21 protein-coding genes are annotated in these 20763 nt (G+C 68.3%); 13 read left to right on the top strand and 8 right to left on the bottom strand.

All coding sequences use genetic code 11. The annotated features are described in order from the left end of the window. Nucleotides 1-222 precede the first annotated feature (222 nt). The 5 genes from AB2385_RS08535 to AB2385_RS08515 are packed head-to-tail and all read right to left on the bottom strand — an operon-like array spanning nt 223 to nt 4759. Entirely contained in the window at nt 223-858 is a 636-nt protein-coding gene (locus AB2385_RS08535; protein ID WP_367654540.1) for a response regulator, read from the bottom strand. Next, nucleotides 855-2789, bottom strand: a complete 1935-nt coding sequence (locus AB2385_RS08530) for a histidine kinase (protein ID WP_367654539.1) — start codon at nt 2787-2789, stop codon at nt 855-857. Before AB2385_RS08530 ends, AB2385_RS08535 begins: the two co-directional genes overlap by 4 nt. Further along, nucleotides 2789-3400, bottom strand: a complete 612-nt coding sequence (locus AB2385_RS08525) for a molybdenum cofactor guanylyltransferase (RefSeq protein ID WP_367654538.1) — start codon at nt 3398-3400, stop codon at nt 2789-2791. The genes AB2385_RS08530 and AB2385_RS08525 overlap by 1 nt, the downstream gene beginning before the upstream one ends. 24 nt (nt 3401-3424) lie before the next feature. Then, nucleotides 3425-4294, bottom strand: coding sequence for a hypothetical protein (locus AB2385_RS08520; RefSeq protein WP_367654537.1), 870 nt, complete (start codon nt 4292-4294; stop codon nt 3425-3427). A 6-nt stretch (nt 4295-4300) separates the two neighbouring features. Continuing rightward, nucleotides 4301-4759, bottom strand: coding sequence for an NUDIX hydrolase (locus AB2385_RS08515; RefSeq protein WP_367654536.1), 459 nt, complete (start codon nt 4757-4759; stop codon nt 4301-4303). Between the two features lie 214 nt (nt 4760-4973). On the opposite strand from AB2385_RS08515, the gene AB2385_RS08510 reads away from it, so the two are divergent. Beyond that, nucleotides 4974-5510, top strand: a complete 537-nt coding sequence (locus AB2385_RS08510) for a hypothetical protein (protein ID WP_367654534.1) — start codon at nt 4974-4976, stop codon at nt 5508-5510. Nucleotides 5511-5559: 49 nt separating this feature from the next. Here the strand turns inward: AB2385_RS08510 and AB2385_RS08505 are convergent, their stop codons facing one another. Next, the gene (locus tag AB2385_RS08505) at nt 5560-6597 is read right to left on the bottom strand and encodes an aromatic acid exporter family protein (protein WP_367654533.1); all 1038 of its coding nucleotides are present in this window, start codon (nt 6595-6597) and stop codon (nt 5560-5562) included. 82 nt (nt 6598-6679) lie between these two features. On the opposite strand from AB2385_RS08505, the gene AB2385_RS08500 reads away from it, so the two are divergent. The 10 genes from AB2385_RS08500 to AB2385_RS08455 all read left to right on the top strand — a co-directional run bounded on the left by AB2385_RS08500 (nt 6680) and on the right by AB2385_RS08455 (nt 17213). Beyond that, complete coding sequence (locus AB2385_RS08500; RefSeq protein WP_367654532.1) at nt 6680-7282, top strand: DUF1256 domain-containing protein; 603 nt, start codon at nt 6680-6682, stop codon at nt 7280-7282. A gap of 173 nt (nt 7283-7455) precedes the next feature. Next, nucleotides 7456-7998: a hypoxanthine phosphoribosyltransferase gene (gene hpt, locus AB2385_RS08495; protein WP_367654531.1), complete on the top strand. Its 543-nt coding sequence runs from the start codon at nt 7456-7458 to the stop codon at nt 7996-7998. 18 nt (nt 7999-8016) lie between these two features. Then, nucleotides 8017-9555, top strand: a complete 1539-nt coding sequence (gene guaA / locus AB2385_RS08490; RefSeq protein ID WP_367654530.1) for a glutamine-hydrolyzing GMP synthase — start codon at nt 8017-8019, stop codon at nt 9553-9555. 191 nt (nt 9556-9746) lie between these two features. After that, nucleotides 9747-10772, top strand: coding sequence for a heat-inducible transcriptional repressor HrcA (gene hrcA / locus AB2385_RS08485; protein ID WP_367654529.1), 1026 nt, complete (start codon nt 9747-9749; stop codon nt 10770-10772). A gap of 149 nt (nt 10773-10921) precedes the next feature. Next, the gene (gene grpE / locus AB2385_RS08480; protein ID WP_367654528.1) at nt 10922-11542 is read left to right on the top strand and encodes a nucleotide exchange factor GrpE; all 621 of its coding nucleotides are present in this window, start codon (nt 10922-10924) and stop codon (nt 11540-11542) included. A gap of 34 nt (nt 11543-11576) precedes the next feature. Next, nucleotides 11577-13433, top strand: a complete 1857-nt coding sequence (dnaK, locus tag AB2385_RS08475) for a molecular chaperone DnaK (protein WP_367654527.1) — start codon at nt 11577-11579, stop codon at nt 13431-13433. A gap of 107 nt (nt 13434-13540) precedes the next feature. Further along, a complete protein-coding gene (dnaJ, locus tag AB2385_RS08470) occupies nt 13541-14692 on the top strand; it encodes a molecular chaperone DnaJ (RefSeq protein ID WP_367654542.1) in 1152 nt (383 codons plus the stop codon). Nucleotides 14693-14756: 64 nt separating this feature from the next. Then, entirely contained in the window at nt 14757-15554 is a 798-nt protein-coding gene (locus AB2385_RS08465) for a hypothetical protein (RefSeq protein WP_367654526.1), read from the top strand. 16 nt (nt 15555-15570) lie between these two features. Next, nucleotides 15571-16485 carry a 50S ribosomal protein L11 methyltransferase gene (gene prmA / locus AB2385_RS08460; protein WP_367654525.1) on the top strand — a complete coding sequence of 305 codons (915 nt, stop codon included), beginning with the start codon at nt 15571-15573 and terminating at the stop codon, nt 16483-16485. Further along, nucleotides 16482-17213, top strand: coding sequence for a 16S rRNA (uracil(1498)-N(3))-methyltransferase (locus AB2385_RS08455; protein ID WP_367654524.1), 732 nt, complete (start codon nt 16482-16484; stop codon nt 17211-17213). The genes prmA and AB2385_RS08455 overlap by 4 nt, the downstream gene beginning before the upstream one ends. A 25-nt stretch (nt 17214-17238) precedes the next feature. On the opposite strand, the gene AB2385_RS08450 is transcribed toward AB2385_RS08455, so the two are convergent. Then, a complete protein-coding gene (locus AB2385_RS08450; RefSeq protein ID WP_367654523.1) occupies nt 17239-18075 on the bottom strand; it encodes a PIG-L deacetylase family protein in 837 nt (278 codons plus the stop codon). A gap of 13 nt (nt 18076-18088) precedes the next feature. Next, nucleotides 18089-18844, bottom strand: a complete 756-nt coding sequence (locus AB2385_RS08445) for a PIG-L deacetylase family protein (protein WP_367654522.1) — start codon at nt 18842-18844, stop codon at nt 18089-18091. A 274-nt stretch (nt 18845-19118) separates the two neighbouring features. Here AB2385_RS08445 and AB2385_RS08440 point away from each other — a divergent pair, with 274 nt between their 5' ends. Both AB2385_RS08440 and AB2385_RS08435 read left to right on the top strand, forming a co-directional pair. Further along, a complete protein-coding gene (locus AB2385_RS08440; protein WP_367654521.1) occupies nt 19119-20225 on the top strand; it encodes a D-alanine--D-alanine ligase family protein in 1107 nt (368 codons plus the stop codon). 107 nt (nt 20226-20332) lie between these two features. Next, complete coding sequence (locus AB2385_RS08435; protein WP_367654520.1) at nt 20333-20677, top strand: histidine triad nucleotide-binding protein; 345 nt, start codon at nt 20333-20335, stop codon at nt 20675-20677. Nucleotides 20678-20763 lie beyond the last annotated feature (86 nt).

Raw genomic sequence — 20763 nt, 5'->3', positions numbered from 1 at the left:
GGGCGGGGGGGGGGGGGGGGGCGGGGGCCCCCCCCCCCCCCCCCACTTAAAAGAAACAGGACGCCTCCCGCAAGGCGTCCTGTTTCTTCTCACATGGGGGAAGGGGATCTCGACTGACCACACTCACAGCATACCCCCTGCCCCCCTGTGTGACATCCTTCCCCGGGCGGGATTTTGCTGCCCACGCCGGGAGGAGTCGGACCTCCTCCCCGCGGATGAGGGTCATTCGTCCACCAGGTGCTCCCGCACCGCCCACAGGGCCGCCTGCGTCCGGTCGGCCAGCTGCAGCTTGCTCAGGATCGACGAGATGTGGGTCTTCACCGTGGTCTCGCTGATGACCAGCTTCTCGGCGATCTCCCGGTTGGTCATGCCGTGGGCCAGGCACTTCAGCACGTCCAGCTCCCGCGGGGTGAGTAGCTCCCGGCGGCGGGCCTGCTGCGGCTGCGTCGTGCGCACCATCAGCCGCTTCATCACCTCGGGGTGCAGCCGGGGTTCGCCCCGGTGGACCGCCCGGATGGCGTCTACCAGGTCGGCCGGCTCAATGTCCTTGGTAAGGAAGCCCAGCGCGCCCTCCTCGATACAGGCCATCGCCTTGTCCAGATCCAGGAACGAGGTGAGCATGATCACACGGGCGCCGGTCCCCTTGAGGGCCCGCAGTGCGCTCAGCCCATCCAACTCAGGCATCATCAGATCCATCAGTACGACGTCGGGCTTCAGCTCCTTGGTGAGCTTTACCGCCTGCTGGCCGTCCGCCGCCTCGCCGACCACCTCGAAGTCATCCTGCAGCTCGAAATAGGTCCGCAGCCCCTGCCGCACCATGAAGTGGTCATCGCAGATCAGTATCCGTACAGGGTTCAACCGGTCTCACCTCCGGAGGCTACAGGAATTCGGGCCCGGATGCACGTTCCCTGGCCTGGCCGCGACTCGACTTCCAGGGAGCCCCCCACTTCGCTCACGCGCTCTCTCATTCCGATCATACCGAATGAACCGGCGGGCACGCCAGCGGTCGGGTCAAATCCGATGCCGTCATCGCAGACTTCCAGGAACGCTTCGTCCGGCTGCAGCTTGAGCCGCACCCGCACGTGTTGCGCCCGGGCATGCTTCGCCACGTTGTTCAGCGCCTCCTGCGCCACCCGGTAGAGGGCGAACTCGACCTCCGGCGTCAGCCGTTCATCGCCCTCCAGGGCCAGCGAGACGTCGATGCCCTGCCGGCGGCGGAAGAGGTTGATGTGATTGCTGAGCGCCATCGCCAGGCCCTTCTCCTGGAGCGCGGCCGGCCTCAGCTCGAAGATCAGCGAACGCATCTCGGCCAGGGCCTCCGCCGCCATCTCCTGCGAGCGGCTCACCAGCGCGGCCGCCTTCTCCGGCTTCCGTTGCAGCAGGCTGGCGGCGGACTCCAGGTTCAGCGTGAGGCCGAAGAGCATCTGGGTGACGGAGTCGTGCAGCTCCCGGGCCAGCCGGTTCCGCTCCTCCAGCACCGCCACCTCCCGCGCCTTGGCGTGCAGCTCGGAGTTCTCGATGAGGCGGCCGGCCTGGTTGGCCAGCAGCGTAAGCAGGCGCATGTGCTGCTCGTCGAACCGTCCGGGCTGCTGGCTGGCCACCACCAGCACGCCCAGCGTCCGGTCCTTGGTGCGGATCGGCGCCTCGATCACGTCCCGCCAGTGGCCGGACCGCACCAGGTCCTGATTGAGGCGCGGATCGTTCTCCGGGTCGCGGGAGACGTGGGGCTGTCCGGTCTGCAGCACGAGGCTGGTCAGGTTGCCCTGCATCGGCAGCTCCAGCCCGATGTACCGCTCCATGCCCTCGCCGCTGGTCGCCCGCACGAACTGGCGGCCGTCGGCCGTGAGCAGGGTCACCAGGGCCGACGACCCGCCCGTCACCCGCACGGACTCCCGGGCGATGACCGCCAGGACCTCGTCGGGGTGGATGGCCGTGCTGATCGCCTCGTCCACCGCGTGGAGCGCCTCTGACTCCGCCAGTCGCCGCTCCAGCGCGGTCACCGTCTCGGCCAGACGGGCCGTGCGGTCCTGTACCTTGTCTTCCAGCGTGGCCAGCAGTTCGTTCAGCCGGTGGAACTCCTGGGAGAGCGCCCACGTCGCCGCCAGCGGGCCGAAGAGCAGCACGATGGCAGGCGGCTGGTACTGGAAGATGAGGGCCGCGGTACCGCCCAGGGTGGTGATCATCAGGTACGGCACCAGGGGCAGGCGCTCCCACTCTTTCCGCAGGTACTCCCCCACGGGGTCCCGTCGCAGCGCCGCCATGCCGAGGGGGTAGAAGACGATGCGGATGAGGAGCCGGATCGAGATGCCCACGACGATGGCGAGCCAGTCCTGGCTGAAGACGATCGCCCCGGCCGCCGGCCGGAGCATTCCCGCCGCCCAACCGCCCAGGGCCACGGCGGCGAAGGTGACGACGCCGCGGACGAAAGCCCGGGCCAGGCGGTTCTCTTTCGGGCGGGTTGCCCGCACGAGCGGCATGCCGAACAGGTGGTAGGCGGCGGTGCCCACGGCCGAGCCCAGCCCCGCGATGAACGGGTGGTAGAGCAGCATGGCCGCCACATCGATGGCCATGGAGACCGAGATGTCGCCGCGGGCTCCCCGGATGGCCACACGCCACGGCTGTGCCAGCCAGACCAGCAGGGCGATGATCGCCGCGATGGCAAACGAGGAGAGCGGCGGCGGCAGCGGCTGGCTCCGGCCGGGGAAGGAGACGGGCAGGAGCAGCGAGGCGCAGGCGAGCAGCCCCAGGGAGAGCATCGAGATGAGCAGGGAACGCGAGTTCTTCTTCATTATGAATCGCCTTCTTGCCTCACCCGGCGGCGGGCCTGTTCCCAGTCGTCGGGGGTGTTGCAGTTGAAGAAGAGCCGCTCGGGGTCGCCGAAGCGGCGCAGTTCGGCGTCGTCGATGACCCGGACGCGCAGGTCGGTGAAGATCGCGATGGGCCGCAGCCGCCGCGCGTCCAGGTTCCGGGTGATGACGGGCAGGCAGCCCTTGCCGTACACGGCGTGCATCGGCTCGAACTCTCCGGCCACTCGTGGCACGACGATATCGTGACCGGGGGCCTCCCCCACCATGTAGCGGACGAGGGACTCGTCGACGAAAGGCATGTCCACGGCGCAGAAGAAGGCGTACTCGAAGCGGCTGGCCTGCAGCCCGGCCTCCAGCCCGCCGAGCGGCCCGAGGCCCGGAATCCGGTCGCTCACCGTCTGCAGCCCCAGGAAGGCGAAATCCGCCGGGGTGTTGGTGACGACCACCACCTGTGCGAACCAGCAGCTGAACCGCCGGGCCAGGCGGCTGATCAGGGGCTCCCCTTCGAGTTCGAGCAGCGCCTTGTTGCGACCCATGCGGGTCGAGCGCCCGCCGGCCAGGATCACGCCGCAGGCCTGCATCGGAGTCTCCACTGAGCCCTCACCTCGTCCGTTGCGTTATTGTGCGGGCAGAGCCGGCAGCTCGAGCAGGAACATCGCCAGGGCGGGGCTCTCGGGGTCTGCCTCTGCCGCCTCCTCCGCCAGGGCGGCGGCCGTCTCTGCGTCGCCCAGCGCAAGAGCCGCCTGGCCGGCCAGTACCAGGGTCTCCGCCCGCCAGGCGGGGGAGTACGTTCCCGGGGAGTACGGCCGCGCGAGCACCAGCGCCCGCTGTGCGTAGTTCAGGGCCTCTTCCGCATCGCCCAGGCTGAGCTTGAACCGGGCCCAGGCCGCCGCCACGTCAGCCCGTTGCGGTGCGGTCGTACGCTCCTCGGCCGTTCTCAGCGCGTGCTCGGCCTGCCGGAGCCGCCCGAGGCCGCGGTAGGCGTAGTGCAGCTCCAGGTGGCCGCGGTAGTGGTAGGGGTCGATGGCGACGATGGCCTGCGCCAGCGCCAGCGCCCGGGTGTACTCGGTGTTGTGGTAGGCGTTCAGGGCGAGGTCAAAGAGCGGCTCGGCCCACGCGACCGCCCAGCGCTCGCCCTCCCGGCGGAGCGTCAGCCAGGCTTCAGGCCACTCCACGGTGCGCCCCGGGTCGGTAAGCACCAGCCCGTTCACGCGGACCCGCATCACCCCGGGCTCCGCCTCCACAGCCTGGGCCACCTCTTTGTAGGTCACCTGGGTCTGCTCCAGGTAGGCGCTCACGGCGTCGCTCCCCATGCGTTCCCGCGCCTCCCCGGTGAGCGCGTTCCAGACCAGCGTGAAGTCACCGGCAGCGAGTGCGGCGAGGAACCGCTCTGCGTCGGCGGCAGCGGCTTCTTCCTGCGAGAGCTCGGCGCCGCACCCGGCAACCAGGAGCGCGAGCACCCCCAACAAGGCGATCACGCGGCGCACCGGCGTTCACCCCCGTTCCGCGGCCGCGGCGAGAGCCCGGTCGACCCAGGCCCGCACCTCGGCCGTCAGCGGGATCTGGTCCAGCTCCGCGGGGCCGAACCAGCCCACATGCTCCACCTCGTGATTGGCGACGGGGCTGACCGCAGTCGGGTCAGCGGGGCGTGCGAAGTAGATCAGGTCGATGTGCTCGTGGTCCGGCCCGATGCGCTCGAGCTGGACGCCCTCGGGGCGGGCGAGCTGGCGCGGGCCGGGAATGGGCGGCAGGGACGGCGGTGAGGTGAGGACGACCGTGATCCCGGTCTCCTCCCGGACCTCCCGCACGGCGGCCTCGTCGGGCAGCTCGTTGGGTTCGATGTGCCCGCCCGGGGGCAGCCACATGCCGAGCTTCCTGTGCCACAGCAGGAGCACCCGGCCCTGGTGGACCACGAAGGTGGCAACGGTGAAATCGCGTGTGACGGCGGCCATGCGCGCAAACAACCCCTTCAGTAGTACCATTGCACAAATCTTCGCCCCCCGCAGCAGGCCACCTGTGCGACACGGTTCGTGCGGCAGGCACATACGCTGGGAAACGGGGGTGAAGTGGATGTTTTACGGGCCCGTAGGATTCCCCTCTTCTCCCGGAGCGGGCGGGGGATCCCGTTCAGACGGTGCGGGCGGCACGTCCCGCGACAGGAGCGGCATGCCATCTGGCATGGGCGGCACGTCCGACGACCGCAGCGAAATGCAGCGCGGCATGGACGGCATGACCCAGGAGGCCATGCCCTGGGGCCAGATGGGCATGCCCGGGATGATGGGCGGAATGCCTTGGGGTAAGCCCGGGATGATGGGCGGAATGCCCTGGGGTAAGCCCGGGATGATGGGCGGAATGCCCTGGGGTAAGCCCGGCATGATGGGCGGGATGCCCTGGGGCAAGCCTGGCATGCCGTACGGCATGGGCGGCGAGGCTTACGACCAGGGTGACACGCCCTACGGCAAGGGTGGCATGCCCTTCGGCATGGGCATGATGCCCTGGGGCAAGCCCGGCATGCCCTTCGGCAAGGGTGGCATGCCTTTCGGAAAGCCCTTTGGCAAGGGCGACACGACCTACGATAAGGGCGGCTTCGGCAAGCCTCCCGTGTGGGGAATGACCCCCGGCGGCGGTTTCGCCAAGCAGTACCCGCCCGGCATGATGGGCATCCCTTACGGATACTATCCCGGCTACGGCCTGGTGCAATAGCCGGGCGGGCGAGAGGAGACGGCAGGGCCGCGGGAGGCGGCGCCTGCCGTCACGCCTGTTCGCAGAGGCGGGCCAGCGCGTCTATTCGCCACCCCATATGACGAATCTCGGCCAGCACCAGGTGCAGCTGGAGGCCGAACTCCCGCCGGTCGCGGTGGTCGATCAGCCCTTCCACCCTGCGGCTGAAGGCCGCAAGGGCCTCCTGGTACCTGCGGGCGGCGTCGGGATCGCCGGGACCCTCGTTCAGCACCCGGTCCATGACCGACGCCCGGTAGGCCTGCAGGGCGCGCAGGACCGCCGTCAGCAGTTCCCGCTCCGGCCCGTGGGGCAGGCCGCCGGCCTCCAGGATGAGCTTGTGAATGTCCGTGATCGCCTCCACAAATACGAACAGCGAGTTGTTCGCCTGCTTGAGCAACGCCGCGCGCGGCTGACGGACCTCCCGCGTGTCCAGGTCCAGCGTGGAGCGGGCGGCTGAAAGGTGCGCCTGCGCCGCGACCGCGTCGGCCTTGATTTCCTCCTTGGTATAGTCCTGCGGGCTTCCGAGGCTTCGCACCAGGCGTTCCAGGAAGCGTTCGACCTTCCCGTTGCCGGCGGCGATCTCCGCCTTGGCCCGCCCCAGCGCGTCCGGCGGGTGGATGAGCCGGTTGACCACGTATCCCACCGCCATGCCGGCCGCGATGACGCCCATGCGCGCGAGGGTGTAGGCGAGGAAGTCCTGCTCCGGCCGGTCCATCACGAAGAGGACGACCACCACGGCCAGGCCCGCCGCGTCCGGGAGCCGCAGCCGCACCAGCAGCCCCAGGACGAGGACCGAGGCCAGGGCCATGGTGAGCGGATTCACGGGGAGCCACAGGCCCAGGAGGGTGGCCACGAGGCCGGCCACGGCGTTGCCCAGGAGCTGCTCCCGGAACACCTCGTGGGCCTGGCTGAGGGTGGGCTGCACGGCGAGCACGGCGGCCACGGCGCCGAAGGTGGCGTAGGCCGAGCCAAACCAGTGCAGCAGGGCCAGCGTCAGGAACACCGCCACGCCGGTCTTGATGATGCGGGCGCCAAGGAACGGCTGAAGCACGCGCAGGGGGAAATCCATCTTGATCACCTGCATCCAATGATTGACAGGCCGGGTAACTCCTGTTATAGTCAGAATTACCGAAACAAAGGAGGAGTGCCCGGTGTCCCGCGATGGCGCACGATCACCGGTGGTCGACGTGCACTTTCAGGACCCGACGGCCGTTCGGCAGCTCGCCAGGGCGCTGGGCGACCAGTTCCGGGCGCACGCGCAGGCGGAGCGGTATTTCCCTGTCTTCTTCCTGGTGGGGGCAACCAGCTCCACCGGCGACTCCCTGGGGCCGTTCACCGGCTGGTTCCTCAAGCGCAAGGGCTTCACCGGGGAGTACGTGGGCGACCTCGAGAACCCGGTTCACGCGACCAACCTGCGGGGGCGGCTGTCCGAGGCGCGAGCCCGGGCGCTCCGACGGGAGAAGCTGCCGTACCTCATTGCCGTGGACGCGGCGGTGGGCCGGCCCGGCCGCCTTACGCTGACCCCCGGCCCCCTGCGCCCCGGCGCCGCAATGGGGAAGAACTTGCCCCAGGTGGGCCAGGTGCACATCATGGGCGGAATGGCCAACTTCCCCTTCATGATCTGGTTCGCCGGCCTCGACCAGACCGTGGGCATGGCGGAGGTGATCGCCGACGGCCTCATGGCCTTCTGGGCCGACTACGAGTCCGGAAGGCTCTTCGGTCGCCGGCAGATGCTTCAGACCGGTCTGGCGTGAAAGAGATGCGATATCGTCGCCCGATGGTTCGCCGCCGCGTGCGGCGAACCCTTTTTGTATGGCCATGTACGGCCTTTGACATGTGGGGGTATAGTGACCTTGACGTGTCTCTACAGGACGGGTAGACTGTTCCCAATACAGGCGAATCCAGGGCAGGAGAGGAGACCGCGACGATGCAGCAGGATATCGAACGCGTGCTCATTACGGAAGCGGAGATCAAGGCCAAGGTCGCGGAACTGGGCGCACAGATCTCAAGGGACTTCGCAGGTAAGGACCTGGTGGTGGTGGGCATCCTGAAAGGGGCCGCCCTCTTCTGTTCCGACCTCTTCCGCGCCATCACCATCCCGGCCGAACTCGACTTCATGCGCATCTCGTCCTACGGTGCAGCCACCAAGTCCACCGGCGTCCACCGCGTGCTGCTGGACCTGGACTACACGCTGGAAGGCCGGCACGTCCTCATTGTGGAGGACATCGTGGATACGGGCCTTACCATCAAGTTCCTGAAGGAGTACCTGTCCCAGCGCGGCCCGGCATCGCTGAAGGTGGCGGCCCTGCTGGACAAGCCCTCCCGCCGGAAGGTTCCGGTCACCGTTGACTACTGCGGCTTCGAGGTGCCGGACTTCTTCGTGGTGGGCAACGGGCTCGACTTCGGCGAGAAGTACCGCAACTTGCGTGATATCTGCATCCTCAAGCCGGAGATTTACGGCAGAGCCTGATTCGGAAGGAGACGCGGAATGAGCTACCACAGCGACCTGATCGTGGTTGTGGATTTCGGGGGGCAGTACGGCCACCTGATCGCACGCCGCGTGCGGGAGGCGCACGTCTACTGCGAGATCTGGCCGGCCAGCGCCCCGGCGCAGCGTTACCGGGATGCGGGCGTGAAGGGGATTATCTTCTCCGGCGGCCCGGCCTCGGTCCTGGCCGCCGGTGCTCCTCGCATCGACCCGGCGGTATACGGGCTGGGCATCCCGATCCTCGGCATCTGCTACGGCATGCAGCTCATGGCGCTACAGCTGGGCGGCGAGGTGGAACGGCCGGAGCGCGGGGAGTACGGCAAGGCCACGCTGCGCCTGGCCGAGGAGCACCCACTGCTCAGCGGCCTGGAGCGGGAAACCCCCGTCTGGATGAGCCACTTCGACGCGGTGAAGCGGATGCCGCCCGGGTTCCGGGTGCTGGGTGCTACCGAGAACACGCCGGCAGCCGTGATGGGTGATGACGAGCGTCGTCTGTACGGCGTGCAGTTCCATCCGGAGGTGGCGCACACGCCTCAGGGCCGTCAGATCATCCGGAACTTCCTCTTTAACATCGCCGGGTGCAAGGGGGACTGGACCACCGAGTCCTTCATCGCCCATCAGGTGGAGGCGATCCGCCAGCGGGTGGGCGACGGCAAGGTGCTGTGCGCCCTGTCGGGCGGCGTCGACTCCTCGGTGGCGGCGGTGCTGGTCCACCAGGCCGTCGGCGACCAGCTCACCTGCGTGTTCGTCGACCACGGCCTCATGCGCAAGGGTGAGCCCGAGCAGGTGGTGCGCACCTTCCGCGATCACTTCCACATCAACCTGGTGCACGTCGACGCCTCTGAGCGCTTCCTGAGCAAGCTGAAGGGCGTCGCGGATCCCGAGCAGAAGCGCAAGATCATCGGGAACGAGTTCATCCGCGTCTTTGAGGATGAGGCCCGCAAGCTGGGGCGGATCGACTTCCTGGTGCAGGGAACCGTCTACCCCGATGTGATCGAGTCCGGTACCGACACCGCCCGCGTGATCAAGTCGCACCACAACGTGGGCGGGCTGCCGAAGGACATGCAGTTCCAGCTCATCGAGCCCTTCCGGGAGCTGTTCAAGGACGAGGTCCGGGCCGTCGGGCGGGCCCTCGGCGTGCCGGAGGAGATCGTCGGCCGCCATCCGTTCCCCGGACCGGGGCTCGGCGTCCGGGTGCTGGGTGAGGTCACCCCGGAGAAGCTGGCGATCCTGCGGGAGGCCGACCACATCTTCGTGGAGGAGGTGCGGAGGGCCGGGCTCTACGACGAGCTCTGGCAGGCCTTTGCCGTGCTGCCGGATGTTCGCAGCGTGGGCGTGATGGGCGACGAACGGACGTACGCGTATCCCATCATCCTCAGGGCGGTCACCTCGGAAGACGCCATGACGGCCGACTTCTACCGGTTCCCCTGGGAAGTGCTGGAGCAGGTCGCCCGACGCATCGTGAACGAGGTTCCGCACGTGAATCGCGTTGTGTACGACGTGACCTCGAAGCCTCCGGGAACCATTGAATGGGAATAGTGCGTATCTATATGGAGCCGGGGCGGCGTGCCTCCGGCTCCTTCTTCTCGGCGCCGCCGCAGCCTTGCGTCCCTTGACTTTCCTACGGGTTGATGCTATTTTCATGCTAGGTGCGTTAGCACTCGCGGGCGTTGACTGCTAATGGGTCAATGCCCTTTTGGCACCTGGGGCCCGTGCGGAGGTGACTCCCCGTGATTGATGACCGCAAGAACAAGGTGCTGCAGGCGATTGTGGAGGATTACGTCGCTACCGCGGAGCCGGTCGGGTCACGGACGATTGCGCGCAAGTACAACCTCGGAGTCAGCCCTGCCACGATCCGCAACGAGATGTCCGATCTCGAGGACATGGGCTACCTGGAGCAGCCGCATACCTCGGCGGGCCGAATTCCCTCGGACCGCGGCTACCGTTACTATGTCGATTGCCTGATGCCCGAGTACTCGATGAGCCGCGCCGAACAGGAGCGGATCAGCCAGACCTTCAAGCGCAAGATTCGCGAGATCGACGTCCTGGTGCGCGAGACGGCGCGCCTTCTCTCCGATACCACGCACCTGACGGCGGTGATCTCGGGACCGCAGTTCGGCAAGGCGGTGTTCAAGGAAATCCGGCTGGTGCCTCTGGGACGGGACAGGGCGCTGATGATCTACATCACCGACGCGGGTCAGATCGAGAATCAGGTGCTGGAGCTGCCCGTCGAGGTGACCATGCTGGAGTTCCAGCAGGTGTCTGAGGTCCTGAACGAGCAACTGCGGGGGCAACGGGTGGACTCGCTCTCCCGCGGAGCCCTCCAGGCGCTTCACCGGGAGCTCTCCAAGTACGGCATCCTGCTGGAGCAGGCGCTCTACTTCCTCGAGGAGCGGATGGAGCCGGGCGAACGGCGGCGCCTCTACTTCGGCGGCACCACCCACATGCTGGACCAGCCGGAGTTCCGGGACGTCAACAAGCTGAAGAGCCTGCTCTCCTTCCTGGAGCAGGAAGATGTCGTCGCCGAGGTGTTGCAGCTGGACCGGGAGACCGACAAGGTCGAGATTCAGATCGGCGAGGAGATCCGGCTGCGCGAGCTGGCCGACTGCTCCATCGTGACGGTGACCTACCGGCTGGGCGACAAGACCATCGGCAAGATGGGTGTGATCGGACCGAAGCGGATGGAGTACGCCAAGGTGGTCTCGGTGCTCAACTCCGTGGCCGCTTATCTCAGCGAGGCATCGGTTCACCGGTAGGCATGGCGCCCGGGGAAAGCGAGTCCCCGGGCCTTTTTGTGCGCTGCGTTGGGCTTGACACCGCTACGGGCCGGTGCTATGTTCATTTGTGAATGCGTTAGCACTCGTTCCGGTCGAGTGCTAACAGGAAAAAGAGGTGACCGGCATCCATGGAGGAGCAGTCCAGGAACAACCCTCCGGACCAGAAGCCGCCGGAACCAGAGCAGGCTCCGCCCGACGGGCTGGAAGCGGCTGAGTCCGCGCCGGAACCGGTTGAGGCCCCGCAGGGGACGGCGGAAGGCGCCGGCTCGGCCGAGGCGGAACAGCCCGGGCAGCTTGAGCAGGAACTCCAGGCGGCGCAGGCGAAGGTGGCGGAGCTCACCGATCGGCTGATTCGGCTGCACGCTGACTTTGAGAATTACCGGCGTCGCATGCAGCGGGAGAAGGAGGAAGTGGCGGTTTACGCAAACCAGCGGCTGCTCCTGAACCTTCTGCCCGTGCTCGACAATCTAGAAAGAGCACTGGCCACGCCGCCCACTCCCGGCGACGAGCGGCTGCGCCAGGGCGTGGAGCTCACGGCCCGCTCGTTCCGCGACCTCCTGAGCAAGGAGGGGGTCACCCCCATCGAGGCCGTGGGGAAGCCTTTCGACCCGAACCTGCACGAGGCCATGATGACGGACGAGGATCCGCAGCAGGAAGACGGCATCGTGCTGGCCGAGTTCCAGAAGGGTTACCGCCTGGGGGACCGGGTGATTCGGGCGAGCCTGGTCAAGGTCAACAAGCTGAGCTAGCGGGCAGACCTGTTCTTAAGGAGGCTTACGGCAGATGGCCAAGGTAATTGGCATCGACCTGGGCACCACCAACTCTTGTGTGGCGGTAATGGAAGGTAACGAACCTGTTGTGCTCGAGAACGCGGAAGGCGACCGCACCACCCCGTCGGTGGTGGCGTTCAGCAAGACCGGCGAGCGCCTGATCGGTAAGGTGGCCAAGCGGCAGGCCATCACGAACCCCGACCGCACCATCATGTCGATCAAGCGGCACATGGGTTCCGATTATCGCGTGCGCATCGACGACAAGTCGTACACCCCGCAGGAGATCTCGGCGATGATCCTGTCCAAACTAAAGGCAGACGCCGAGGCGAAGCTGGGTGAGAAGATCACGCAGGCCGTGATCACCGTGCCGGCCTATTTCACTGACTCCCAGCGGCAGGCGACGAAGGACGCCGGCACGATCGCGGGCCTGGAAGTCCTGCGCATCATCAACGAGCCGACCGCGGCTGCCCTGGCCTACGGCCTGGACAAGGGCGAGGACCAGCGGATTCTGGTCTTCGACCTGGGCGGCGGTACGTTCGATGTGTCGATCCTCGAGCTGGGCGGCGGCACCTTCCAGGTGATTGCCACCGCCGGCAACAACAAGCTGGGCGGCGACGACTTCGACCAGCGCATCGTGGACTACATCGCCGACCGCTTCCAGCGGGAGCACGGCATCGACCTGCGCAAGGACCGGCAGGCCCTGCAGCGGCTGCGTGAGGCCGCCGAGAAGGCGAAGATTGAGCTCTCTTCCGTGACCACCACCAACATCAACCTGCCCTTCATCACCATGACCAGCGAGGGTCCGGTCCACCTGGATGAGACCCTCACCCGGGCCAAGTTCGAGGAACTGACGGCCGACCTGGTGGAGGCCACCATGGGGCCCACCCGCCAGGCCCTGAGGGACGCGGGTGTCGAGCCCAAGGACATCGACAAGGTGCTGCTGGTGGGCGGCTCGACCCGGATCCCCGCGGTGCAGGAGGCCGTGCGCCGGTTCTTCGGCAAGGAGCCGTACAAGGGCATCAACCCCGACGAGGTCGTCGCGATGGGCGCCGCCATCCAGGCCGCCGTCATCAAGGGCGACGTGAAGGACGTCCTGCTGCTGGACGTCACCCCGCTCTCGCTGGGGATTGAGACCCTCGGCGGCGTGTTCACCAAGCTGATCGAGCGCAATACCACCATCCCGACCCGGAAGAGCCAGATCTTCTCCACCGCCGCCGACGGCCAGACCCAGGTGGAGATTCACGTGCTGCAGGGCGAGCGCGAGATGGCCGCCGACAACAAGACCCTGGGCCGGTTCATCCTCGACGGCATCCCGCCCGCACCGCGGGGCGTGCCCAAGATCGAGGTCACCTTCGACATCGACGTCAACGGCATCGTGCACGTGTCGGCCAAGGACCTGGGCACCGGCCGGGAGCAGCACATCACCATCCAGTCGCAGACCTCCATGTCCAAGGAAGAGATCGAGCGGGCGGTCAAGGAGGCCGAGGCGATGGCCGCCGAGGACAAGCGGCGGCGCGAGGAGGCCGACATCCGGAACAATGCCGACGCGGCAGTGTACAATGCAGAGAAGATGATCAAGGAGTCGGAGGGCAAGGGCATCGACCCGTCGCTCATCGACGCGGTGAAGAGCAAGATCGAGCCGGTCAGGGAGGCCCTGAAGGGCTCCGACATCCAGAAGGTCAAGCAGGCCACGGAGGAGCTGACGGAGGCGGTTTACAAGCTCTCTTCCGCCATCTACGAGAAGGCCGGGGCCAGCGCCGGGACCGGCACCCAGTCTGGCGGCGCCAGCGGCAGCACGACCGGTGGCACGACCGGCGGCGACGGCCAGCACATGGATGCCGAGTTCAGGGTGAAGGACGAGGACAAGTAGGCCGGACTGGACGGCACAACAGGAGGGGGGCCGCTTGCTGCCTCCCTCCTGTCGCTTGCCCCAGGGCAGCCCCGGTGGTAACTTTTAAGCAGTAGGGGGTGGGCCGACTGGCCAAGCGTGACTATTACGAGGTGCTGGGCGTTCCCCGGAACGCCACCGAGGCTGAGATCAAGAAAGCCTTCCGCAACCTCGCCCGCAAGTACCACCCGGACGCCAACAAGGACGACCCGGACGCGGCCGAGAAGTTCAAGGAGATCAACGAGGCCTATCAGGTCCTCTCCGATCCCGAGAAGCGGGCCCGGTACGACCAGTTCGGCCATGCCGCGGAGCAGATGGGCGGCATGGGGGGCAACCCCTTTGAAGGGTTTGGTGGCTTCGGGCAGGACTTCGGGGGCTTCGGCGACATCTTCGAGATGTTCTTCGGCGGCGGGCGGTCTCGCTCGTCCCGCGGACCCGTCCGCGGCGCCGATTTGGAATACGACCTGGAGCTCACCCTCGAGGAGGCGGCCTTCGGCTGCGTGAAGGAGCTGCGGGTGCCGCGCACCGAGGACTGCGACACCTGCCACGGCTCCGGTGCCCGGCCGGGCACGCAGCCCGTCACCTGCCCCAAGTGCAAGGGCACCGGCCAGATTCAGATCACGCAGAACACCGTGTTCGGCCGGTTCGTCAACGTGAGCACCTGCGACCGCTGCCGGGGTGAGGGGAAGATCATCGAGTCGCCCTGCCCCACCTGCCGCGGCCGCGGCCGCGTGCAGAAGTACCAGCGGGTGGAGGTGAAGGTGCCGGGCGGCGTGGAGACGGGCACGCGCCTGCGCATGGCCGGTTACGGCGAGGCCGGCGAGCGGGGCGGCCCGCCCGGCGACCTGTTCATCGTGATGCGCGTCCGGCCCGACCGGCGCTTCCGCCGCGAGGGCGACGACCTCTACAGCGAGGTGGAGATTTCCTTCATTCAGGCGGCCCTGGGCACCGAGATCGAGGTGCAGACGCTGGACGGACCCGAGATGGTGCGGGTGCCGGAAGGTACCCAGCCGGGCGACACGATCCGCCTCAAGGGCAGAGGCACCAAGCACCTGCGGGCCCCGGGCCGGGGCGACCTGCACGTGGTGCTCAAGGTGAAGACGCCCAGCCGCCTCTCCGAGCGGGAGCGGGAGCTGCTCATGCAGCTGGCCGCCCTGCGGGGCGAGCGGGTGGCGGGCATGTCCGACCACAAGGAGAAGGGATTCTTCGATCGGATGAAGGATGCCCTGGGTGGCCGCTAGCAGAACCAGCGGGCCTCTCCCGGTGCGCGGGAGAGGCCCTGCTTGATGAAGAGGAGATGCAGCCGTGTCGCCTTCGTCCCGCCGTGATCCGCTGTTCGACCCCACCTTGCCGCCCGCGCAGTGGGCAGCGGTGCGGCGCCGCCGGCGCGTCCGGGGGATTCTGGCCGTGCTTCTCACCGTCCTGGTGGGCGTGGCCGCGGCGTGGGGCTTCCGCACGCTCAGCGACCGCACCCGGAACCTCACGCCGGCCCAGGTGGCCGAGGCCGCCGGCCTGGCCTTGCTGGCCGTGGAGCGGTACGACTTCGCGGCCACCCTGGCCGGCAGCTCGCCGGACGGCTTCTTTCCCGAAACCCAGCTCACCGGCGAGTACCAGGCCGACCCGCCGCTGCTGCACCTGGCCGGCAGTGTGGGCACCGGCACGGTGCGCACGCCCTTCGAATACTACCTGGTGGACGGCGAACTCTACGTACGGCAGGTGCGGAGCGGGGGCTGGCTCCGCGCCCCGACTGCCGATGCGGTGGACGTGGTGGCCTTTCAGCCTGACAATCTGGCCGCACCGCTGGTGGCGGGCCTGCGCGGGGCCGAGCTCTTGCGGCGGGAGCGGATGGGCGACAGCGAGGCGGTGGTCCTCGCCCTGGACCTGGACCCCGCCGTGATGCAGGTGAGGCCGCCCGGCGACGGCGAGCGGGTCCTCTACCGGCTCTGGGTGGACACCCGGACGCTCAGGCCCCTGCAGTTCACCATTCAGGTGGACCGGCCGGCCAGCACCGGTACCAGCTTTCAGTACCGCCTCAGCTGGACGTATCCCGAGTCCGGGCCGCTGGCACTGCCCGATGAGCTGCGGCAGGCGGCCGCGGACTGAACGAGGAGGAGAACACTTGCGCTATCTGGAGACAGCGATCCGCTGCCGCCGAGGCGCGGCCGACGCGGTGGGAAACCTGCTCATGGAGTTGAGCGGGGGCGGGTATGCCGTGGACGACCCCCTGGCCGTGCAGCAGAACCGATCCCGGTGGGATGCCACCGACCTGGAGCCGGGCGACCCGGAGTGGGTGACGGTGACGGCCTGGCTGCCGGAAACCGACGACCTGGAGCAGCAGCGGCTGCGGCTGGAGGCCGCCCTGGACGAGATCCGGGCCCTCGGCCTGGGCACCGTGGAGCCGGCCCGTTTCCGCTGGGTCCAGGAAGAAGACTGGGCCAATAACTGGAAGGCCTACTTCAAGCCGCTCAGGGTGGGCGAGCGGCTGGTCGTCATCCCTTCCTGGGAGCAGTACGACCTGCAGCCGGGTGACCTGCCGCTCTATCTGGACCCCGGCATGGCCTTCGGCACCGGCACCCACGCCACCACGGCGCTCTGCCTGCGCTGGCTGGAGCGGCTCGTGCGGCCGGGTGCCCGGGTGATCGACGTGGGCACGGGCTCAGGCATCCTGGCCATCGCGGCCTGCCGCCTGGGCGCCGGCTCCGTGCTGGCCATCGACACCGATCCGGTGGCGGTGGAGGTCGCCGCCGAGAACGCCCGGCGGAACGGGACGCCGGTGGAGGTGCGGCGGGCGACTTTGGACCAGGTGGCGCACGAAGGCGCCGACCTGATCGTGGCCAACATCATCGCCTCGGTGATCGTGGAGATCCTGCCCGACGTGTACGGCCGGCTGAAGTCCGGCGGCCGCTTCCTGGCCTCGGGAATCATCGCCGAGAAGCGGGACCAGGTGGCCGCGGCGATGACCGAGGCGTGGCTGACGCCGGTGGGCGTGCACGAGCAGGATGGCTGGGTGGCCATCCTGGCGATGAAGCCGTGACGACCCGCTTCTTCCTCGACCGGGTCGAGGGCGAGCGGGTCGCCCTCTCGCGGGCCGACTCGCATCACCTGCTGCGGGTGCTGCGCGCGGTGCCCGGAACGCCGTTTATCGTCCTGGCCCAGGGTATGCACTACGACTGCGTGCTGGAGGAGGTCGCGGACGGCCTGGCCTGGGGGCGTATCACGGCCAGCCGCCCGGCTGCGGGCGAGCCGCGCATCCGCATTGTACTCTTCCAGGGCCTCGCCAAGGGCGAGAAGCTGGAGCGGGTGATCCAGCACGGCACCGAGCTGGGGATTGCCGAGTTCACCCCTGTTGCCACGTCCCGCAGCGTGGTGAAGCTGGACGCGCAAAAGGCCGCCGAGCGCACGGAGCGCTGGCAGCGCATCGCACGGGAGGCGGCGGAGCAGTCGCGCCGGGGGGCCGTGCCCCGGGTGACGCACCTGCACACGTGGCAGCAGGCGGTGGCGCGCATCCCCGAGTTCGACCTGGCGCTGGTGCCCTGGGAGGAGGGAGGCGTGCCCCTCAAGGCGGCCCTCGAGGCCTGCCCCGAGGCGGTTTCTTTCGCCCTGTTCACCGGGCCGGAGGGCGGCCTGTCGGCGGAGGAGGTAGGGCTCGCGCGGGAAGCAGGCGCCATCCCGGTAACCCTGGGGCCCCGCATCCTGCGCACCGAGACGGCGCCTCTGGCGGCGGCCGCGGCGATCCTGTATGCCCGGGGCGAGATGGGGTAGCGAAACTCGGGGCTCTGCCGGAGCGTCACATCAGCCGGAACAGGGCCTCGGCATACGTCGCGCCGGATCTGCCCGCCATGACGCGGCCCATCAGGCGGATCGCCCCGTCGGTCTCCGCCTCGTCCAGGTAGACCATCTGGCTTCGGTGCGCCTTCACGGCCCGCAGCTTGTCGTCGATCACGGGTGTGATATCCACCAGCACGTCAGGGCTGCGGGTGCCATACAGGTAGACCTGCGCGCCGCCGGTAAAGCGGCTCCGGGCCAGGTCGATCACCGCCCGCCCGAGGGCCTTGTGGTCCCGGTTGGCCATCTGCGGCACCAGTTCCTTCGGGTCGAAGGCGAACACCACCTCAGGGGCCGCGTGGTCCCAGGCCCGGGCCAGGACCCGTTCCAGGCGGGGGTCCTCGGGCAGGCCGAAGTCGGGCAGCCCGAGGAAGGTGACCGACTCATACCCCTGCAGACGGGCGGCCTCCCACTGCTCGGCCTGGCGCTGCGCGGCGAGCCCGTCCCGGTTGCCCCGCTTCTCGCCGTCGGTGAGCACGACGGCGGTGATGCGGCTGCCGGCCAGAGCCATGCGGCGGAGGGTACCGCCGCAGAAGAACTCCAGGTCGTCCGGGTGGGCGGTAAAGGCCAGGACTCGCCGGGGCGAGCTGACCAGGATTTCGCCCTGCGCGAGGGCCAGCGCCGGATAGTTCGGGGCCAGGAAGCAGGCGATCAGGCGCTCGATCCAGGGGCTGCGGCCGGCGCGGTAGAGTCCCGAGAACAGCCGACGCCTGAAGGTCAGCGTCCGGTCGGGGCGGGCCGGCACCCGTTCGGATGCGGAACCTGCTTCTCCGGGTGCGGGGCTTGCTTCTTCGGGCACCGGGCTCACCTCCTCAGACCAGCCGGTAGAAAGGCTCCGCGTACAGTGCGGGCACCCGCCCCGTGTGCAGGCGGCCGACGTACCGGTTGAACCAGGCCACCGCCCAGTCGGGCCCCACGAGCTGGCTTCGGTGTGCCCTCACGGCGTTCAGCTTCTCCTGGGCCACCTCGGTGATGTCGACCAGGACGTTGGGGTGGCGGGCGGCGTAGAAGTAGATGCGCTCGCCCCGGGAGATGGCGCTGCGGGCCCGGGCCAGCACTGCCGCCCCGAGCGCCAGGTGGTCCGGGTTCTGGAACAGGGGCATCGGGCCCTTGGGGTCGAAGGCCAGCACCAGTTCCGGGCGGGTGCGGCTCCAGAGCTCGTCCAGGGCCCGCTCCAGGGCGGGGCCGGGGCGGATCTGCCCGTCGGGGAGGTCCAACTGGATCAGCTCGGCCCGCAGGATCGCCGCTGCCTGCCCGGCCTCCTTCGCCCGGATTTCCCCGATGTTGGCGCGGTTCGTGGCCTGCTCGCCCCGGGAGAGCACGGCCATGGTCACGGCGCTGCCGTTCTGGGACAGGAGCCGCAGCGTCCCCCCGGCGAACAACTCCAGGTCGCCCGGGTGTGGCCCGATGGCGAGCACCCGGTAGCGCCGGCTCACCATCTCCAGACCCGCCTGCAGCGCCACGCTGGGGTAGTAGGGCTGCTGCATCCGGCGCCAGACCACCCACGCGGTGGCCACGGCTCCCCCGGCGATCAGCCAGGGGAGTGTTGAACCCGATCGTCGGTTCACTGCATGCACGGCCCCTCTCTTGCAGTGTCACCGCTAGCATGCATCACTCCAGGGATTTTCACGCCTCCGGACGCCCCATGGGGGCAGGAGACGGCCCGACTTCCTGGAGAAGCTAAGAGGGAAGCGCGCTCCCGCACTCACGGGTCCCGTATCGGCGCGCCCGTCCGGCTGCCGACGGTGGCGTCTGGCCCGGGCGCCGCATAGGCTGGGGCGCGCCTGTTCGACCAGGCGATCGACGCAACTCATTCTACATACCTGAAGAGGAGATGCCCTCATGAACGCGAAGACCCGCGTCTACCTGATCTTCGGCGGCCGGTCGACCGAGCACGAGGTCTCGCTGATGTCCGCCCGGAACGTGCTGCAGGCCCTGGACCGGAACAAGTACGAGGTGGTGCCCATCGGCATCACCAAGGAGGGCCGGTGGCTGCTCACCGGCGATCCCCTCAAGGCGCTCACGGAGGGTGTGACGGCGGCGGGCGGCCAGCCCGTCGGCCTGCTGGGCGACCCGACGCAGGCCGACCTGCTCGCGCTGGCCGAGTCTGCACCTGCCCTGGGGCCGGCCGACCAGGTGGTCTTCTTCCCCGTGCTGCACGGCGCCTACGGGGAGGACGGCACGATTCAGGGGCTGCTGGAGATGGCGAACGTGCCCTACGTCGGCTGCGGCGTGCTGGCCTCCAGCGTGGGCATGGACAAGGGCGTGGCCAAGGCGCTCTTCCAGCAGGCCGGCCTCACCGTCGCCCCGTACAAGGTCTACCTGCGGCGCGACTGGGAGCGCGATCCCGCGGCCGTCAAGGCCGACGTCGAGGCCACCTTTGCCGGGGAGTTCCCGGTCTTCGTGAAGCCGGCCAACCTCGGCTCCTCGGTGGGCATCACCAAGGTGAAGCGGCCGGAGGACCTGGACCGGGCCTTCGCGGAGGCGGTCCGCTTCGACCGGCGCATCCTCGTGGAGAAGGGCATTGACGCGCGGGAGATCGAGGTGGCGGTGCTGGGGAACGACGACCCCATCGCCTCCATCGCCGGTGAGATCCTGCCCGGCGCCGAGTTCTACGACTACAACGACAAGTACTTCAGCGACCGGTCGCAGGTGCGGATTCCAGCCGACCTGCCCGACGACCTGATGCAGGAGTTCCGCCGCCAGGCCGTCGTGGCCTTCAAGGCGATCGACGGCTCCGGCATGGCCCGGGTGGACTTCTTCCTGGAGCGGGGCACCAACCGCATCTACATCAACGAGGTCAACACCATCCCCGGCTTCACCCGCATCTCGATGTACCCGAAGCTGTGGGAGGCCTCGGGCATCAGCTACAGCGAGCTGTGCGACCGGCTGATCCAGCTCGCGCTGGAGCGGCACGCGGACAAGAACCGAAATGCCACGTCTGTGTGAACGGCGTGGAGGAATTTGCCGTTCCCGAGAAGAATAATTTGACGCGTGTTGAACAGAATAAGCGGGCGCGCCTCTGCGCCTGCAGCCAGATGCTGGAGTGATACGGCGTGGCTCACGATTGCCTGTTCTGTAAGATCGCTGCCGGGGAGATTCCGTCCAGCAAGGTCTACGAGGACGAGGACGTCCTGGCCTTCCGGGACATCAACCCGGTTGCACCCGTGCACGTACTGGTGATTCCCAAGCAGCACCTCGGGTCCGTGGCGGATCTCCGGCCGGAACACACCGAGCTGCTGGCGAAGCTGTTTGCCGCCGTGCAGCGGGTGGCCGCGGAGACGGGCGTGGCCGAGACGGGCTACCGGGTCGTTACCAACCACGGCAAGGACTCCGGTCAGCAAGTGCTCCACCTGCACCTCCACGTGCTGGGCGGGCGGACGCTGGGGCCCGTGGCCTGAGCGTTTGACATAAGCTTTGCCCCGCGGTATAATCACGGAGCGTGTTCTTTTTCCCCCAGGTCCAGCGGAGGGGAGGGAAGTCCGGG

Source organism: Symbiobacterium sp., from assembly GCF_040797425.1.
In the GTDB taxonomy this organism is placed as follows: domain Bacteria; phylum Bacillota; class Sulfobacillia; order Symbiobacteriales; family Symbiobacteriaceae; genus Symbiobacterium.
Note: the sequence above shows the minus strand (reverse complement) of the source record. Positions and strands in the feature narration are given on the sequence as shown.

Coding starts and splice junctions, on each gene's coding strand:
- AB2385_RS08440 (WP_367654521.1), top strand. CDS start 19,119: ATGAACGCGAAGACCCGCGTCTACCTGATCTTCGGCGGCCGGTCGACC.
- AB2385_RS08505 (WP_367654533.1), bottom strand. CDS start 6,597: ATGGATTTCCCCCTGCGCGTGCTTCAGCCGTTCCTTGGCGCCCGCATC.
- dnaK (WP_367654527.1), top strand. CDS start 11,577: ATGGCCAAGGTAATTGGCATCGACCTGGGCACCACCAACTCTTGTGTG.
- AB2385_RS08515 (WP_367654536.1), bottom strand. CDS start 4,759: ATGGCCGCCGTCACACGCGATTTCACCGTTGCCACCTTCGTGGTCCAC.
- AB2385_RS08530 (WP_367654539.1), bottom strand. CDS start 2,789: ATGAAGAAGAACTCGCGTTCCCTGCTCATCTCGATGCTCTCCCTGGGG.
- grpE (WP_367654528.1), top strand. CDS start 10,922: ATGGAGGAGCAGTCCAGGAACAACCCTCCGGACCAGAAGCCGCCGGAA.
- guaA (WP_367654530.1), top strand. CDS start 8,017: ATGAGCTACCACAGCGACCTGATCGTGGTTGTGGATTTCGGGGGGCAG.
- hpt (WP_367654531.1), top strand. CDS start 7,456: ATGCAGCAGGATATCGAACGCGTGCTCATTACGGAAGCGGAGATCAAG.
- AB2385_RS08510 (WP_367654534.1), top strand. CDS start 4,974: ATGCCATCTGGCATGGGCGGCACGTCCGACGACCGCAGCGAAATGCAG.